Raw genomic sequence first — 16,778 nt, 5'->3', positions numbered from 1 at the left:
ACAACATTCAATCGGTGAGAAAAAGGATTTTACTAGGCTTCTGTCGAATTCATTAATATTGTTGAAAATATATGATTCAGACTGCTGCCAGAGCGGATGGTCCGGCCATGAAATGAATGGAGTGATTCGCTTACTAGGCGCTGGAGCTTTTTTTGAGGTGAACATCTTGATATGAATAAAAAACAAAATGTAACCATTAAAGGAACAAAGGATGGACTTACTCTTCATCTTGATGATTCATGTTCCTATGAAGATTTAAAGAAAGAGTTAAATCATAAATTAACCGAAAGCAGTCGTTCTAATGAAGATCGGCTCATCTCGGTGCTCGTACATACAGGAAACCGCTATTTGTCAAAGGCTCAGGAGGAAGAATTAAAAGAGCTTATTAGACAAAAGAAAAATTTAGTGGTGGAATCCATACGTTCGAATGTGCTGACAAAAGTAGAAGCTGAAAAGCTGAAACAGGACGATGAAATCATTTCCGTAGCTAAGATTATTCGATCCGGTCAAGTGCTTGAAGTTCCAGGAGACTTACTGCTAATCGGTGACGTAAATCCTGGAGGTACAGTTAAAGCTGGCGGCAATATATTTATTTTAGGTGCTTTAAAGGGAATTGCCCATGCAGGTTATAATGGAGATAAGAATGCTGTCATTTCCGCATCCGTTATGAAACCGACTCAGCTCCGTATCAGTGATAGCATCACAAGGGCACCTGATGAAAACATGGAAGAAGGCAAGCGGGAAATGGAATGTGCGTATATTGATGATGAAAACCAGATTACTATTGATAGATTACAAGTTTTAATGCATTTAAGGCCAAATATATCTAAATTGCAAGGGGGATTCTAGTGTGGGAGAAGCGATAGTCATTACATCCGGTAAAGGCGGTGTTGGTAAAACGACAACATCAGCGAATATTGGTACAGCTTTAGCCTTACAAGGAAAAAGGGTTTGTTTGGTGGATACAGATATCGGCCTTAGAAACCTTGATGTTGTAATGGGGCTTGAAAACCGCATCATTTACGACCTTGTAGATGTATTGGAAGGGCGCTGTAAAGTACAACAGGCACTTGTAAAGGATAAACGCTTTGATGATCTTCTTTATCTTCTTCCTGCCGCGCAAACTAGTGATAAAAATGCAGTAAGTGCAGAGCAAATGAAGACATTAATCGACAAATTAAAGCAAGACTATGATTATATAATTATTGATTGTCCTGCAGGTATTGAACAAGGGTACCGCAATGCTGTTGCCGGTGCGACTAAAGCAATCGTTGTTACAACACCTGAAGTTTCTGCAGTCCGCGATGCTGACCGAATCATCGGTTTGCTTGAAAAGGAAGAACATGTTGAATCACCGAACCTTATTATTAATCGTATCCGTCCGCACTTAATGAAGAATGGCGATATGCTGGATGTTGAGGAAATTACACAGCATTTATCGATCAATTTGATTGGAATTGTTGCAGACGATGATCAAGTAATTAAAGCATCAAACCATGGTGAACCCATTGCGATGAACCCGAATAATGTAGCCTCTGTTGCTTATCGCAATATTGCTCGCCGTATTTTAGGTGAATCTGTACCATTACAGCAACTACAAGAAGAAAATAAAGGCGTCTTTACAAAAATTAAAAAGTTTTTTGGCGTAAAATAACAAAAGCTGAGGATATACTCCTCAGCTTTTTCAAGTCTATTTACCGCAGGTTAATGGGTACTAAAACCCACCTCACATAAAGTGACCAGACATATTATTTATGCCAGCAAGGACTGAGTTTGTACTGTACTCAGTTCTTTTTATTTTAGCTTAATCGTTTGTTGTTATAGTAATGAATACTTCCTTGTTTGTGCAACTGGAACCGAAATTGTAAGTATTCAGCAAAAAATGGTCATAGTTAGTGTAACTGGAACCGAAATGAGATGTAATTAAACAGAAAATGGTCTTTTCGTATAATCGTACCCATTTTCTTCAAAGATTTTCTGTCCATGTACCAACGTCCGGTGCAGTTCACAAAGTATAGAGGAATCGAAGAAGCTTAGGTGGTGTAAATCCCCAATTATGTGGAAATGTCTGAGTGCCCCGCATCCTGCGGGCCAAAACGGGGATAGTGACCCCCAACTGATTGAAGTTGCTCTTTATTGTGACTTGCATGGTGATAAAGGGAACTGGCTGCGCGGAAGAGGCCTTGATATAAAATCGAATAAAACCGTCCGCGTATTTTAAGTCATACTCAACTCCCTTCACTCATAAACTTGTACAAACTGTTTATGAATAGGTGGGGAAAGGCTATGAGTTCAAGAGCTGATGAAATACGGAGGAAGATGGCGAAGCGTAAAAAGGAAAGAGAAAGACTAAATAAAAACAATGATCATCACTTAGTATGGCCGGAAGATGAAGAGCGGCATGGGTTTAATCAACTCCCTTCCTATGATGGTCCTCCAGGCGACAAAAATAGTCATCCGCTATTTCGCAAGGAAGTTTTTTTCTTTAAAATTTTAGCTTCTGCATGTTTATTTTTAATTGTAGCTATACTTTTTAAAAATGATTCAGATACATTTACAGACGCGAGGGTTTTTGTAGAGAAGTCCATGGAGCAAAGCTTTCAGTTTGCTGCTGTTTCTAAATGGTACGAAGAAAAGTTCGGGACAACCTTCGCTCTTCTTCCAACAAAGGAGAAGGAACAGGCTGAAGAGGCAGAGCCTTCAGGGTACGCTTTACCGGCTTCAGCAAAAATATTGGAAGAATTTGATGACAACGGTCAAAGAATTTTAATAGAAACAAACCAAGGAGAAAAAGTCGAAGCGATGAATGAAGGACTCGTAGAGTATGCAGGTGAAAAAGAAGGCTTTGGAAAAACTGTAATCATCCAGCATGCCGATGAAAGTCAGTCATGGTATGGCAACCTTGAAGAAATTACTGTAAAGCCATTTGAATATATTAAAAAGGGCAAGGATGTCGGCCAAGCAGCGACTACAGAGGATGGTAAAGGCTTATTTTATTTTGCAATTAAGAAGGATGAAAGTTTTGTCGATCCATATCAGGTGATCCCATTTGAATAAGGTTATTCATTTGCTCAAAAATATAAAGGTTCATCCTCTGCTATGGGTCGTTATGGGAATAGCGATTATTACAGCCCATTTTACTGAATTATCGCTATTGCTATTTATTATCTTTGTTCATGAAATGGGACATGCTGCAGCAGCGGCATTTTTCTCATGGCGCATTAAGCGAATTATGCTCCTGCCATTTGGCGGGGTGGCCGAGATGGATGAGCATGGGAATCGCCCTTTGAAAGAAGAGGTAATTGTGATTATATCGGGACCTCTTCAGCATATTTGGATGATGGGGGCTGCCTATATTGCTTATGCATCTTCTCTTTTATCACCCGAGTTATTTTCACTATTTATACAGTATAATTTAATGATTCTAATTTTTAATTTATTGCCGATATGGCCGCTCGATGGCGGAAAGCTCATATTTTTATGCTTATCACTTTCCAATGCTTTTCCAACCGCGCATAAAAAAGCATTGTATATTTCAGCGGTCTCATTAATGGTTTTCTTTTTGCTGACAGTATTTATGATGCCGTTTAATATAAACATATGGATTGTTCTTGCTTTCTTAATCTTTTCTTTATACTATGAATGGAAACAGAGCAGATATGTGTTTATGAGATTTTTGCTCGAAAGACATTATGGTAAGAATAGTGAATTTCGTACATTAAAGCCATTGGTTGTGAACGAAGAGGATACCATAATTCAAGTCCTTCAAAAGTTCCAACGCGGATGCAAACACTCGATTATTGTGGAGAAAAAAGATAAAGAAAAAATGTCTTTAGATGAAAATGAATTGCTACATGCCTATTTTTCTGACAAAATATTGACAGCTAAAATAGGTGATCTTGTTTATGTATATTAAAAAGTGAGGAACAACATTGGATAAATTAGTAATTAATCAAAATACAAGAGAGAAAAGATACGCGATAATAAAAAAAGATACAGTTGAGAAAATATATATTGAGCAGCCAGCGGCAGCCTCATCAGTTGGTGATATTTTTCTCGGTGTTGTAGAAAAGGTGCTTCCCGGATTAAATGCTGTTTTTGTAGATATTGGTGAAGAAAAAAGCGGTTTTTTGCATAGAGATAAATTAGCTAGCTATGTGCAGTCAAACGAAGAGAATGCTGCAAAACAACAAAAAAGCATATCTTCGTTTGTTCATCAGGGAGAAAAGCTGCTTGTTCAAATCGAAAAGGATGCAACAGGAACGAAAGGGCCCCGCCTTTCAGGAGTGATTGAAATAAAAGGAGATCATCTCGTTTATATGCCGAAGGGGCGATATGTTGCTGTTTCAAAAAAGCTTGAAGACAGAACGGTCCGCGAGCATATCCGCAAAGTAGGCCTACAGCTAAAAGCTGAGCCTGAGGGAATCATTATGAGAACCTCTGCAGCCCATGTTAATGAAGATACGATTCGCCAGGAACTTTACAGTCTGCGCATGGAATATAAACAACTATTGCAGGAAGCAGAACGAATAAAAAAAACCGGTATTGTTTATAGTGAAAACACGTTCTTCGTTAAAGTGAAGGATGAGATTCAAAAAATGAATGACGGAGAAATAATTGTCGATCAATTAGAGTTGAAAAATCGATTGCAATCGGTTTCCAAACTTCCAGTAAAGTTTTATTCGGGCAGAGAGAATATTTTTTCTGCTCACCGGCTGGAGCATGAGATTGATAAAGCGCTGAAACGGATTGTGTGGTTAGAAAATGGCGCCTATTTAATCTTTGATGAAACAGAGGCACTTACTGTAATTGATGTAAATACAGGGAAATTCTCTGGCAAGCATAATCTCAGAGATACAGTAATTAAAACGAATGAATGGGCTGCAGACGAAGCGGCAAGGCAAATCCGCCTCCGAGATCTTGCGGGCATGATTTTAATAGACTTTATCGATATGAGAGACGAAAAAGATCGTGTACATATTCTGAAGCGAATGGAAGCAGCGTTGCATAAAGATGATAGGCAAACAAAGCTTATCGGATTTACTCCGCTGGGTATATTGCAATTAACGAGAAAGAAAACAAAAGTATCCCTTTCAGAAAGCTTAGAGCAAAATTGTGCTGTATGTGATGGGACTGGAAAGGTTTTAAGCGCAGAAACGATGGCTTATCGATTGGAAAGAGAACTTTGGGAATATCGCAATACGGATGAAGAAGCGGTATTAATTGAATGTACGAATGAAGTGTCAGCTGTATATAAAGAGGAAGATTTGCAAAGGCTGGAAGAAATGATTCATTTGAAAGTAATATTTACATTAAAAGAAGGGGATAAGCCTTTTTATCGAATAAAAAGGTTTGGCGGACTGTTAGAATTAAAGCAGAATTTACATTGACATTCTTAATCATTTTATGATAACATTTTTATGTTATGTTTGTAGCGCCCATGCTACAACCGCACAGAACAGGTTGCAAGCTTTTGCTTTTTGCAAAACGCCTGGGATGGCGAGTCTTAGTCTTAGAGGAGGTGCAGTTATGTACGCGATTATTGAAACTGGCGGAAAGCAAGTACGTGTAGAGGAAGGACAAACAATCTACATCGAAAAGCTTAACGTAGAAGCAGGCGAAGCGGTTACTTTTGACAAAGTTCTTTTCGTAGGCGGAGACAGTGTAAAAGTAGGAAGCCCTGTTGTTGAAGGTGCTACTGTTACGGCAAAAGTTGAAAAACAAGGCCGTGCGAAGAAAATCACTGTTTTCAAATACAAAGCAAAGAAAAATTATCACAAGAAACAAGGTCATCGTCAACCATACACTAAAGTTGTTATTGAAAAAATCAACGCTTAAGGTTGTTAAAGATGATTCAAATTACGATTAATCGTAACAGTTCAGGATTTATTCAGTCATTTAAAATAAGCGGTCATGCTTTTTTTGCAAATAGAGGTAAAGACATCGTTTGTGCTGGTGTATCAGCTATATCAGTCGGTGCAATTAATGCAGTGCATGAATTAACTGGCATTACACCTGATATTGAGCATGACGAGTCAGGCCTTCTTTCCTGCACGATTCCTGATGGACTTTCGGGTGAGGTAAATGGGAAGATTCAGCTATTGCTTGAAGGAATGATTGTTTCATTGAAGACGATAGAAGAGACCTATGGACAAAATATAAAAATAACCTTCAAAAAGCAGGAGGTGGAATAAATGCTATTAAAATTAGATCTTCAGTTGTTCGCTTCTAAAAAAGGAGTAGGTTCTACAAAGAACGGCCGTGATTCAATCTCTAAGCGCCTAGGTGCTAAGCGTGCGGACGGGCAATTCGTAACAGGTGGTTCCATCCTATACCGTCAACGCGGAACTAAAATTTATCCAGGTGTAAACGTGGGTAAAGGTGGAGATGACACTCTTTTCGCGAAAGTTGATGGAGTTGTTAAATTCGAACGTCTTGGACGTGACCGTAAGCAAGTGAGCGTATACCCTGCAGCTCAAGAAGCATAAGCTTTAGTGGAAAACTCTAACCATTAATGGTTAGAGTTTTCTTTTTTATAAGAAAAGCTGGGGCGCTTTGTTTAGCCCGATTAGCTCGATAAACAAAGCAGTACAGCTTTGTCCATGCAGCAGAGAAACAGCTTGCATGACCCATACCTGGTTGGTAGACTAAACCTGTGCCGGATAAATGCAACGGCAAGACATTATTTATCATTTTTAGTGAGTCTTCACAAAAATAATAAGTAATTTTCTTGCTGAGTTAGTTATTTTATATATTTATTGGAAATAAAAAGAAACCTTTCGGCAAATTTTCTTTTCTTTCTACTATAAAGGTACATACGCCTATATGCTTTTTTGATATACTTACAACATATAGTGTAAATTGTAAATACCTTAAAAGAAGTGTAGGAGTAAATTATGGAAAAAGACTGGGATATGATAGAAGTGCTGCGTCATACTAGGCATGACTGGCTAAATAAAATACAATTAATCAAAGGTAACTTAGCTCTTAATAAGGTGGATAGGGCAAAGGAGATAATAGATGAGATTGTAGTGGAAGCCCAGCAGGAAGCTAAGCTTTCTAATTTGCATCTCCCTGAATTTGCATCACTTTTGTTTACATATAATTGGGAAAATCATATGTTTCAACTCGAATATGATGTTTTAGAGGAAATAAGATGCGGTAAATTGGATGACAAAAGTCTTGCAAATTGGACTAGATCCTTTTTCTCGTGTCTGAATCATGCTATCCAACCCTTTAATGAAAATCATTTATCTGTATCAATTGAACCGCAAAAGCAAGGAGTTCGTTTCTTTTTTTGATTTTAGCGGGATAATAATACATAAGAAGGATATGAAATCATTTTTTGAAACTATACCATCTGCATTAAAACTAACAATGCAGTCTCTATCCACTGAGGAGCTCTCATTTGATGTTTTTATGAACTATAGTTAACATAATGCTTATCATTCTTTTTTATGGAAAAAAAGCGCTTTTTTAAAAGAGGATATACGATGCGTTTTTCAAGGGTTGAATAGGTGCATCTTGAGATAGGAGGAAAATGATCTATGTTTGTGGATCAAGTGAAAATATATGTAAAAGGCGGTGACGGAGGCAACGGGATGGTTGCGTTCCGCCGTGAAAAATATGTGCCAAAAGGTGGACCTGCAGGCGGTGATGGCGGCAAAGGAGCAAATGTTGTCTTCGTTGTTGAAGAGGGTTTAAGAACACTGATGGACTTTAGATACCAGCGTCATTTCAAGGCAGACCGTGGGGAACATGGTATGTCTAAAAACCAGCATGGACGTAATTCTAAGGATATGATTGTGAAAGTTCCTCCTGGCACGGTTGTGACTGATGCAGAAACTCAGGAAGTAATTGCTGATTTAACAGAGCATGGTCAAACAGCTATCATTGCTAAAGGTGGAAGAGGCGGAAGAGGTAATACTCGTTTCGCTACACCGGCAAACCCAGCACCGGAATTATCGGAGCATGGTGAGCCTGGACAGGAAAGAGATATTGTCCTTGAACTAAAACTTTTAGCGGATGTAGGATTAGTCGGTTTTCCAAGCGTTGGAAAGTCAACCTTGCTATCTGTTGTTTCAGCCGCTCGTCCAAAAATTGCCGAATATCATTTTACAACCATTGCACCGAATCTAGGCATGGTTGAAACAGAAGATAGCAGAAGCTTTGTTATGGCTGATCTGCCTGGTTTGATTGAAGGAGCACATTCAGGTGTAGGATTAGGTCATCAATTTTTGAGACATATTGAAAGAACCCGAGTAATTGTTCATGTTATTGATATGGCTGCAATGGAGGGCAGAGACCCTTATACTGATTATGTAACGATTAACAAAGAGCTTCAGGAGTATAATTTGAGGTTAACTGAGAGACCACAAATTATTGTTGCAAATAAAATGGACATGCCTGATGCGGAAGAAAACCTGCAAAGATTTAAGGAACAGCTGGAAGAGGATCATCCGATTTTCCCCATCTCAGCAGTTACAAGATCTGGATTAAGAGACCTTTTATTTGCGATAGCAGATAAAATAGAGGAAACACCGGAATTCCCTCTTTCTCATGAGGAAGAAGATACTGGTGTCCATCGTGTCCTTTATAAACATGAAGTAGAGGAAACAGAATTTGTTATTACGAGAGATTCTTCCGGCACATTTATTGTTTCTGGTAATGCGGTTGAAAAATTATTTAAAATGACGGACTTCTCTCGAGACGAATCTGTGCGCCGTTTTGCAAGACAGCTTAGAGGAATGGGTGTAGATGAGGCATTGCGTGAAAAAGGCGCTGAAGATGGAGATATAGTAAAATTGATGGACTACGAATTTGAGTTTATTGATTAACCTTTTCGAAGGCGATGAGGTGTGCGAATGAAACAAGATAAATCTTATAAAAAGTTTTTCTTGGTGCGTGAGGATGTATTACCTGAAGCAATGAAAAAGACGCTTGATGCAAAGGAAATGATTGAAAGAGGGAGAGCAGAATCGGTATGGGATGCTGTGCAGAAAGTAGACTTAAGCAGAAGTGCATTTTATAAATATCGAGATACTGTTTTTCCTTTCCATACGGTTGTAAAAGAACGGATTATTACTTTGTTCTTCCACTTGGAGGATCGGTCCGGTACTTTATCAGAGCTCTTAAGTATTGTTGCTTCTTCCGGCTGCAACGTATTGACGATACATCAGACTATTCCGCTGATGGGAAGAGCGAATGTGACTCTTTCTCTTAATGTGGCAGACATGGCCGTGGAAATCGATGACTTGCTTACAAGCTTAAGAAAACTTGAATTTATTGATAAAGTGGAGGTTCTTGGATCAGGAGCGTAAATTTTTACGCTTCTCTCCAGCCTCCTATTTTTTTGCTTTTACATTGGTGGTGTAAAGTGGTAAAGTACTATTATGAGTTTTCTTATTTTTCAAAAATAACATAAAGCAAGAAGCGGTTCTTGAGAGGAGTACAACAATCATGAAAATAGGTTTCTTAGGTCCAAAAGCAACATTTACAGATATAGCAGTTCGAGGATTATTTCCTGACGAATCAGCTATGCCTTATCCAACTATTCCGTCATGCCTTGATGCATTAGCGGCAGAAGCAATCGATTTAGCTGTCGTGCCAATTGAGAACGCTTTGGAAGGATCAGTAAATATTACGCTTGATTATTTGGTGCATGAAGCGAATTATCCAATTGTAGGAGAAGTGACTGCGCCGATTCGTCAACATTTAATGATTCATCCCGATAATAAATTTGAAGAAATCGAGACAGTCTACAGTCATTCGCATGCGATTGCCCAGTGTCATAAATATTTGCATGCAGAATTAAAGGAAGCAAGTCTTGTAAATACAACATCTACAGCAGCTGCTGCGAAATATATTAAAGAAAACCCGCAAGAAAAGGCAGCCGCGATTGCGAATATTTTAGCCTCTGAAGAATACGCACTAAAAGTTGTGAAAACGGATATCCATGATTTTTCACACAACCATACACGATTCATCGTCGTCTCTAAACAAAATCGCAAACTGGAAACAGAAAATAGAGACTTTAAAGGCTTTAAGACAACTGTGATGGTATCATTACCGGATGATCGAGCTGGTGCGCTCCATCAAGTTTTGTCTGCCTTTGCCTGGAGAAAGTTAAATCTTTCAAAAATCGAATCAAGGCCAATGAAAACAGGCTTGGGCAATTATTTCTTCATTATCGATATTGAAATGAAAGAAGACCATATCTTAATCCCAGGTGTAGTAGCAGAACTTGAGGCACTCGGCTGTAAAGTAAATAATTTGGGGAGCTATCCTTCCTTTCAACTAGGGAGGGAGAAGCAAGTAGTAAGCTAATTCTTTAGGCGATCCCTATCCAAAGTGCCGAAAACCTCTAGTGAAAAATAGGTTTTTGGCATTTTATTTGAAGTTTAAAGAGACAATCGCCAACTACGAGAAGGAAATCGTCGCTTTAATTGAAGTTTAAAGAGACAAACGCCATCAGCGAGAAGGAGCCCGTCATTTTATTCGATATTTAGATGGGCGAAGCTGCAAAGCGCAAAGGCATTCTCCTACTCTTTGAAGAAAAATACCCCTCTAAGCAATTAGCTTAAAGGGGATGAATCAATCTCCATTATTCTACTAAGAATCCTGCTTCCTTTAATGCTTGTTCCGCTTCGTCCAGTTTTTGTTCGCTGGAGGCGGTAAGGGAGTGAAGGTGTATGCCGCCAGTTAACTCGGATAAGTAGGAAGAACCTGTTGAATGGATTTTGTCCATGAAATGTTTGACTTCCTTACGGTTGGATACCATAATGGAGGCTGTTAAATCACCGTATACTGGATGCTCAATCGTTACATCTTTTACTGTTACTCCATAATCGACAAGTAAATTAAGTTCTTCCTCCGTGCGATCAGGAGGATGGTAACTGGCAATGGTTCTTGCTGCAATTGGATTAGGTGAAGAATGATTTAGCCGCATATATCCTTGGCTTGTGGCAATAATAGGCTCATTTCTTGCCTTAAGCAGAGTAATATCACCAACAATCACTTGCCTGCTCACATTTGCTTTTGCTGCTAAGTCGCTTCCGGTAATCGGCTGATCGCTGTCCTTTAAAAGCTTTAGCAGCAGCGCCCGTCTTTCTTCTCCCAATACTTTCTTTTGGTCGCTCATGTGAAACCTCCTACGTCTTAATATTAATGAGTTATCTTTAATAGTGCAGCTGCTAATTCCTCTATATCTTTTAATGTCGTAGAACGGCCTAAGGAAATTCTGAAAAACTCCTTTGCTTCTTTATAAGGAACGCCTATTGCTTTCATTGTTTTTGAAGGCGCCAGTTGATCGGTTGAACATGCACTGCCGGTTGCAAGCGCGAATCCTAGCCGATTTGCTTCAAGCATGACATATTGACCCTCCAAGCCCTTTATTCTCATCCCTATTGTTGACATTATTTGTTTATTTTCATCCGCATTATAGACTAATATTGGCTGATTGGCCAATGCTATATGCTGTATCAAGGCTTTCCTTAACATTCGATAATGCGATTGGGATTGCTGCAGTGTGTTATATGCCTTTGACGCAGCGACAGTCATGCTTGCAATAGCTGGTAAATTAATTGTACCGGGCCTAATGCCTTTTTCATGAACAGCACCTGGAAAAAAAGGCTGCCAATTATGTCGTGGGTGAATATATATAAGGCCAACACCTTTTGGTCCATAAAATTTATGACTGGAAATAGAGAGACTATCTACGACTTGCGCAATAGGCTTTAAATCAATTTTACCAAATGTATGCACACAATCACTATGGAAAAGGATATCTTTTTTCTTGCAGATGCGACTTATATCTAAAATCGGCTGCAGTGTTCCAATTTCTGAATTTCCATGCTGGATGCATATTAGAATTGTATCTTCTCTTATGCTAGCATGCAGTTGATCCATGTGAATGAAGCCCTCATTATCCAATGGAAGGTAAGTTGTTTCATACCCTTCATCTTCCAATTGTTGAAACACAGATTGTATAGAGGAATGTTCTGCAATGCTTGTAATAATGTGCTTTCCTTTTTTTTCTGTGGAAGATAACAATGCTCTTACCGAAAGGAAATTCCCCTCGGATCCACCACTTGTAAAATAAACCCCTTTTTCTTCAACTGCCAGCAGCCTTGCCAATTCTTGTCGGCAATGTTCCAGCAAGGTGCCTGCCTTGCTGCCAATATCATGCAAACTTTTCGTATTTCCGTAATATTCAGTTGATGCTTTTATATAAACCTCGGCAGCTTCTTCATCCAGCGGACAAGAGGCGGCATAGTCAAAATAAATCATCTGAAGTAAACACTCCTATTATTAGATAATATCTAGTATTTTCGACGCTCATTCTGAATTAATCAATAAAAATACTTGTCATAAGTTTAAAACTATGTAAATATAGGTGTCAAGACAGATGTTAAATCAATTAATTATGTATATGTGGAAGAGCGGATCTTTCAGGGGGTTAAATAATGGAGCAGGAGAATGTCATAATTATTGGCAGCGGTATTGCGGCCTTGCAACTAGCAAAGAATCTTCGTCATGATTTAAATGTGATAATTATCACAAAGTCTAAATTGCTATCAGGCAATTCTAATATGGCACAAGGAGGAATTGCTGCTGCAATAGACGCCCTCGACAGTCCGAAAAATCATTATGAGGATACCCTTGAAGCAGGAAGGTATCACAATAATGCAGCAGTTGTTGAGGCCATTACGGCTGCTGGTCCTTTTTTAATTAGAGAATTAATGGCTCAAGGCTGTGCATTTGATCACAATTCAAACGGAATGCTGAAGCTAGGTCTGGAAGGTGCACATAGTAAAAATCGCATTGTTCATAGTGGCGGTGATGCGACTGGCAAGCAAGTGATGAACTTTCTTTCGTACAGCCTGCAAAAGAATATAGTAATAAAAGAGAACAGACTTGCTTACGAACTGCTTATAGATCATCAGGCAAATCGCTGCTATGGAGTAAAAGTAAAGAGAACGGACGGCGGGATTGAGACTTATATGGCGAATCATATTGTATTGGCTACAGGAGGCTGTGGGCAATTATACAGCTACACTTCAAATGCAGCTTCGGTCTGTGGCGATGGCATTGCCCTTGCTTACCAGGCAGGTGCAAGGTTGGCAGATATGGAATTTATGCAATTTCATCCGACACTTCTCTATATCAACGGAAGAGCGAGAGGACTTGTATCAGAAGCAGTAAGAGGTGAAGGAGGAAAATTAGTAACTGAAAATGGATTCAAAATTATGGAGGGAGTACATCCTTTAAAAGATTTGGCACCGCGCCATGTAGTTTCGCAAACAATATATAGCTATTTACAACAAAAGCAACCAATCTATTTAGATATTTCGGGAGTTACTCGCTTTGCATTCCGTTTTCCAACTATTGCCCAATTATGCAAGGACAATGGTGTTGACTTAAAAAGTAAGCGCATTCCAGTTGTTCCGGGCAGCCATTTTTTAATGGGAGGTGTTTGCACAGATCTTTATGGCCGCACAAATATAAAAGGTTTGTATGCAATCGGCGAAGTTGCACGAACGGGTGTGCATGGTGCAAACCGTCTGGCAAGCAACTCGTTATTAGAAGGATTATTCTTTGGAAAACAGCTGGCGGGTTACTTAAATAAACAGGATGCTTGTACGGCAATGATGCCGCCAGCCACCACAGAGATTGAGCTTTACGAGGATAATGTAAAGCTAAAACTTCCGACAACATGTGAGATACAAAAAACAATGATGGATCGTGTCGGTATCGTACGAGAGGAAGCAGATCTATTACGGCAAAAGGAATGGTTAAGCAATTACAACACTGAATGGTCCTTGAGCCAACTTTCAATTGAGCAAATACAAACCATTTTTATGATAATAACTTCAAAATTAATCACGTCAGCAGCACTATTAAGAACGGAAAGCAGAGGTGGACACTACCGGACGGACTACCCTGCTGAAACGAAGAGCTGGCTCGCGAAAACAGTCATACAAACTAAAAAGAAGGATGATATTCATGAACAAACTGAAATTGCGGTTGCAACTTGAGCAATACTTTCTTGAAGATATAGGTGAACGAGATGTAACAAGTGAATTGATATTTGGAGATCAGGAGCAGGGGAAGATCGCGTTTATTGCTAAAGAGTCCGGCATATTTGCAGGTGAGGATGTGATTAACATTGGTTTTCCTCTGCTCGAAAAAGACTGTGAAATCATTCTTAGAGTAAAGGATGGTGAAGCTTTTGAGCGGGGTATGGTACTGGCGGAAGTAAGTGGTTCTGTCGCGGCTTTATTAAAAGGGGAGCGTGTAATTTTAAATCTTGTACAAAGAATGAGCGCCATTGCGACAAAAACTAATGAAGCTGTTCATGCCCTTAATAGTACCGAAACAAAGATTGTTGATACACGTAAAACGACACCTGGTTTAAGAATGTTGGAAAAGTATGCAGTCCGTTGCGGTGGAGGATTTAACCATCGCTTCGGATTATATGATGCGGCGATGATTAAGGATAATCATATTGCCTTTGCCGGGTCCATTACAACCGCTGTTGAAGCAATTCGGTCAAACGTGGGGCATATGGTAAAGGTCGAAGTAGAAACAGAGACGCTTGAACAAGTGGTGGAAGCTGCCCGGGCTAAAGCAGATGTCATTATGTTTGATAATCGTTCTCCAGAGGAGATTAAGGAGTTTGTCAAACATGTGCCAGAAGGGATTATTACCGAAGCTTCTGGAGGCATAACAATGGAAGATTTGCCGGCTTACGGTCTAACAGGTGTGAATTATATTTCTTTAGGATTTTTAACGCATTCAGTCAATGCCCTGGATATAAGCGTGAAAGTTTCTATATAAATAAATTAAAGGGGTAAGAGGAAAATGAATATATTTAAAGCGGTGGAAGAAAAGGCAGGCATGCTACCAGAAAAATACAGGCAAATGACAACATGTGAGCTTGAAGCTATTGTTCAAAGAGTGAAGACTAAGTTAGGAAGCAAACTATTCCTGCCAGGCCATCATTATCAAAAAGATGAAGTCATTCAATTTGCAGATGCAACTGGTGATTCATTAAAGCTTGCTCAACTGTCCGAGGAAAATAAAGAAGCAGAATACATTGTTTTTTGTGGGGTACATTTTATGGCAGAAACTGCAGATATTTTAACAACACCAGAACAAAAGGTGTATTTGCCGGATATGAGGGCTGGCTGCTCTATGGCAGATATGGCAGATATTCATCAAACAGATAGAGCATGGCTAAAACTTGCGGAGTTGTTTGGCAACACAATTCTTCCTTTAACATACGTCAACTCCACTGCTGCAATCAAAGCCTTTGTCGGTAAAAACGGAGGGGCAACTGTAACCTCCTCAAATGCAGAGGAAATGGTCACATGGGCATTTGAGCAAAAACAAAGAATTCTATTCCTGCCTGATCAGCATTTAGGAAGAAACACAGCTTTCAATTTAGGTGTACCCCTGAATGAAATGGCAGTTTGGAACCCTATATTAGATCGTTTAGAATTTGAAGGTGATATTGAAAAGGTGAAGGTGATTCTTTGGAAAGGGCATTGCTCTGTTCATGAAAACTTCACTGTTGAGAACATCAAAGAAATTCGCCAGTCAAAACCGGATATGAAAATTATCGTTCATCCTGAATGCAGTAGAGAAGTTGTAGAATTATCCGACCTTGCTGGATCAACGAATTATATTATCAATGAAATAAATAGAAGCGAACAGGGATCAGCTTGGGCAATTGGGACGGAAATGAACCTTGTTAACCGCATTATAAAAGAACATCCTGATAAAGAAATTGTTTCATTAAATCCGCATATGTGCCCATGTATGACGATGAATCGCATTGACCTCCCTCATCTTGCTTGGTGTTTGGAAGCGATTGAACAAGGAGAACCTCATAATATAATAAAAGTCGAATCCCATATCGGTGCCGATGCAAAGTTAGCATTGGACAGAATGCTGGCAAGATAACCGGATATTGAAGGAACTGATTAGAAAATACTTCTAATCAGTTTTTTTATGATTTATTTTCCAGAAGCGATTAAAAGGCTCTTTGATGCTTTTACAACTATCAAGCATATTTTTAAAACTTTTGGCATAAGTTTTTTTGAAGATTATTAGCAATTTGCCCATTTCTTCATACACTATATGGACTCGTCGAAAAGCAGGTCATTTGCCCGGTTGCTTGTAGTTTAGGTGAAACTGCTTTAATGCCCGATTAGTTATATCAACCATCAGTGGAATTAGCTCCCACTGAGGAAAGTTTTTTGCATAGGAGGGAATTCAGAGTGAAGATCCATATCGTTCAAAAGGGAGACACCCTTTGGAAGATTGCGAAGAAGTACGGCGTAAATTTTGAAGAGCTGAAAAAAATGAATACACAGCTTAGTAACCCTGATATGATTATGCCCGGTATGAAAATAAAAGTGCCTGGATCTGGCGGTTCTATAAAAAAAGAAGCACCAATTTCAGGGGCGAATGTGAATTTTGGATCGAAAAAAGAAATGCCTAAAAAGGAGCAGCCAAAAGAAAAGCCGCAAACATTACCTGCAAAAGAAGCGCCTAAGCAGGTTGCACCGAAGGCGGAGCAGAAGAAGCCTTATAAACCAAAAATGCCCAAGCAGATTTTGCCAGATATTGATATAAATAACTACTATATGCTTAATTTTGACAATGTAGCCCCACAAAAGCCTTTGCCAAAACAGAAGCCATTAAAGCCGATACAAGAACAAAAACCGTTAAAGCCTGTTGAGCAGCAGAAGCCATTGCAGCCTATTCAACAA

General features: G+C 39.2%; 18 protein-coding genes and 1 other annotated feature. Of the genes, 16 read left to right on the top strand and 2 right to left on the bottom strand.

Annotation, left to right across the window (positions count from 1 at the left end):
• The first annotated feature begins 171 nt into the window (after positions 1–171).
• The 12 genes from minC (at position 172) to pheA (ending at position 10,326) form a co-directional block, all read left to right on the top strand.
• Complete coding sequence (gene minC / locus CWS20_RS06195; protein WP_066191683.1) at positions 172–849, top strand: septum site-determining protein MinC; 678 nt, start codon at positions 172–174, stop codon at positions 847–849.
• Position 850: 1 nt separating this feature from the next.
• Positions 851–1,654, top strand: a complete 804-nt coding sequence (gene minD / locus CWS20_RS06190) for a septum site-determining protein MinD (RefSeq protein WP_066191686.1) — start codon at positions 851–853, stop codon at positions 1,652–1,654.
• A gap of 632 nt (positions 1,655–2,286) precedes the next feature.
• Positions 2,287–3,057, top strand: a complete 771-nt coding sequence (locus CWS20_RS06185; RefSeq protein ID WP_066191688.1) for a M23 family metallopeptidase — start codon at positions 2,287–2,289, stop codon at positions 3,055–3,057.
• Complete coding sequence (locus CWS20_RS06180) at positions 3,050–3,916, top strand: M50 family metallopeptidase (protein WP_066191694.1); 867 nt, start codon at positions 3,050–3,052, stop codon at positions 3,914–3,916. The genes CWS20_RS06185 and CWS20_RS06180 overlap by 8 nt, the downstream gene beginning before the upstream one ends.
• Positions 3,917–3,932: 16 nt before the next feature.
• Positions 3,933–5,390, top strand: a complete 1,458-nt coding sequence (locus CWS20_RS06175) for an Rne/Rng family ribonuclease (RefSeq protein ID WP_066191697.1) — start codon at positions 3,933–3,935, stop codon at positions 5,388–5,390.
• Between the two features lie 47 nt (positions 5,391–5,437).
• Positions 5,438–5,517 (top strand) — a sequence feature (ribosomal protein L21 leader region).
• A 12-nt stretch (positions 5,518–5,529) separates the two neighbouring features.
• The gene (gene rplU, locus CWS20_RS06170; protein WP_066191699.1) at positions 5,530–5,838 is read left to right on the top strand and encodes a 50S ribosomal protein L21; all 309 of its coding nucleotides are present in this window, start codon (positions 5,530–5,532) and stop codon (positions 5,836–5,838) included.
• A gap of 11 nt (positions 5,839–5,849) precedes the next feature.
• Positions 5,850–6,194, top strand: coding sequence for a ribosomal-processing cysteine protease Prp (locus tag CWS20_RS06165; RefSeq protein WP_066191702.1), 345 nt, complete (start codon positions 5,850–5,852; stop codon positions 6,192–6,194).
• Entirely contained in the window at positions 6,195–6,488 is a 294-nt protein-coding gene (gene rpmA / locus CWS20_RS06160; RefSeq protein WP_009333115.1) for a 50S ribosomal protein L27, read from the top strand. It abuts the gene before it with no gap.
• Positions 6,489–6,896: 408 nt separating this feature from the next.
• The gene (locus CWS20_RS06155) at positions 6,897–7,301 is read left to right on the top strand and encodes a Spo0B C-terminal domain-containing protein (protein ID WP_338064069.1); all 405 of its coding nucleotides are present in this window, start codon (positions 6,897–6,899) and stop codon (positions 7,299–7,301) included.
• Between the two features lie 246 nt (positions 7,302–7,547).
• Positions 7,548–8,837, top strand: a complete 1,290-nt coding sequence (gene obgE / locus CWS20_RS06150) for a GTPase ObgE (protein ID WP_066191706.1) — start codon at positions 7,548–7,550, stop codon at positions 8,835–8,837.
• Positions 8,838–8,864: 27 nt separating this feature from the next.
• Positions 8,865–9,320, top strand: coding sequence for an ACT domain-containing protein (locus tag CWS20_RS06145; RefSeq protein WP_066191708.1), 456 nt, complete (start codon positions 8,865–8,867; stop codon positions 9,318–9,320).
• Positions 9,321–9,459: 139 nt separating this feature from the next.
• Positions 9,460–10,326 carry a prephenate dehydratase gene (pheA, locus tag CWS20_RS06140; protein WP_066191710.1) on the top strand — a complete coding sequence of 289 codons (867 nt, stop codon included), beginning with the start codon at positions 9,460–9,462 and terminating at the stop codon, positions 10,324–10,326.
• Between the two features lie 277 nt (positions 10,327–10,603).
• On the opposite strand, the gene CWS20_RS06135 is transcribed toward pheA, so the two are convergent.
• Positions 10,604–11,140 carry a transcription repressor NadR gene (locus CWS20_RS06135; RefSeq protein WP_066191712.1) on the bottom strand — a complete coding sequence of 179 codons (537 nt, stop codon included), beginning with the start codon at positions 11,138–11,140 and terminating at the stop codon, positions 10,604–10,606.
• Between the two features lie 23 nt (positions 11,141–11,163).
• Entirely contained in the window at positions 11,164–12,288 is a 1,125-nt protein-coding gene (locus CWS20_RS06130; protein WP_066191714.1) for an IscS subfamily cysteine desulfurase, read from the bottom strand.
• Between the two features lie 176 nt (positions 12,289–12,464).
• Here CWS20_RS06130 and nadB point away from each other — a divergent pair, with 176 nt between their 5' ends.
• From nadB to safA, 4 genes are all read left to right on the top strand, one after another.
• A complete protein-coding gene (gene nadB, locus CWS20_RS06125) occupies positions 12,465–14,036 on the top strand; it encodes an L-aspartate oxidase (RefSeq protein WP_066191717.1) in 1,572 nt (523 codons plus the stop codon).
• Positions 14,005–14,838, top strand: coding sequence for a carboxylating nicotinate-nucleotide diphosphorylase (nadC, locus tag CWS20_RS06120; protein ID WP_066191720.1), 834 nt, complete (start codon positions 14,005–14,007; stop codon positions 14,836–14,838). Before nadB ends, nadC begins: the two co-directional genes overlap by 32 nt.
• A 24-nt stretch (positions 14,839–14,862) precedes the next feature.
• Positions 14,863–15,966: a quinolinate synthase NadA gene (gene nadA, locus CWS20_RS06115; protein ID WP_066191723.1), complete on the top strand. Its 1,104-nt coding sequence runs from the start codon at positions 14,863–14,865 to the stop codon at positions 15,964–15,966.
• A gap of 317 nt (positions 15,967–16,283) precedes the next feature.
• Positions 16,284–16,778, top strand: a 495-nt coding sequence (gene safA, locus CWS20_RS06110) for a SafA/ExsA family spore coat assembly protein (RefSeq protein WP_142385364.1), incomplete at its 3' end; no start/stop codon positions are given.

The sequence above is a fragment of the Cytobacillus horneckiae genome (assembly GCF_002835735.1).
GTDB lineage: Bacteria > Bacillota > Bacilli > Bacillales > Cytobacillaceae > Cytobacillus > Cytobacillus horneckiae.
Note: the sequence above shows the minus strand (reverse complement) of the source record. Positions and strands in the feature narration are given on the sequence as shown.

Bases quoted from the DNA above. Each gene is read 5' to 3' on its own strand.
- minC (WP_066191683.1), top strand. From the start codon at position 172: ATGAATAAAAAACAAAATGTAACCATTAAAGGAACAAAGGATGGACTT.
- CWS20_RS06185 (WP_066191688.1), top strand. From the start codon at position 2,287: ATGAGTTCAAGAGCTGATGAAATACGGAGGAAGATGGCGAAGCGTAAA.
- rplU (WP_066191699.1), top strand. From the start codon at position 5,530: ATGTACGCGATTATTGAAACTGGCGGAAAGCAAGTACGTGTAGAGGAA.
- CWS20_RS06165 (WP_066191702.1), top strand. From the start codon at position 5,850: ATGATTCAAATTACGATTAATCGTAACAGTTCAGGATTTATTCAGTCA.
- rpmA (WP_009333115.1), top strand. From the start codon at position 6,195: ATGCTATTAAAATTAGATCTTCAGTTGTTCGCTTCTAAAAAAGGAGTA.
- CWS20_RS06155 (WP_338064069.1), top strand. From the start codon at position 6,897: ATGGAAAAAGACTGGGATATGATAGAAGTGCTGCGTCATACTAGGCAT.
- obgE (WP_066191706.1), top strand. From the start codon at position 7,548: ATGTTTGTGGATCAAGTGAAAATATATGTAAAAGGCGGTGACGGAGGC.
- CWS20_RS06145 (WP_066191708.1), top strand. From the start codon at position 8,865: ATGAAACAAGATAAATCTTATAAAAAGTTTTTCTTGGTGCGTGAGGAT.
- pheA (WP_066191710.1), top strand. From the start codon at position 9,460: ATGAAAATAGGTTTCTTAGGTCCAAAAGCAACATTTACAGATATAGCA.
- CWS20_RS06135 (WP_066191712.1), bottom strand. From the start codon at position 11,140: ATGAGCGACCAAAAGAAAGTATTGGGAGAAGAAAGACGGGCGCTGCTG.
- CWS20_RS06130 (WP_066191714.1), bottom strand. From the start codon at position 12,288: ATGATTTATTTTGACTATGCCGCCTCTTGTCCGCTGGATGAAGAAGCT.
- nadB (WP_066191717.1), top strand. From the start codon at position 12,465: ATGGAGCAGGAGAATGTCATAATTATTGGCAGCGGTATTGCGGCCTTG.
- nadC (WP_066191720.1), top strand. From the start codon at position 14,005: ATGAACAAACTGAAATTGCGGTTGCAACTTGAGCAATACTTTCTTGAA.
- nadA (WP_066191723.1), top strand. From the start codon at position 14,863: ATGAATATATTTAAAGCGGTGGAAGAAAAGGCAGGCATGCTACCAGAA.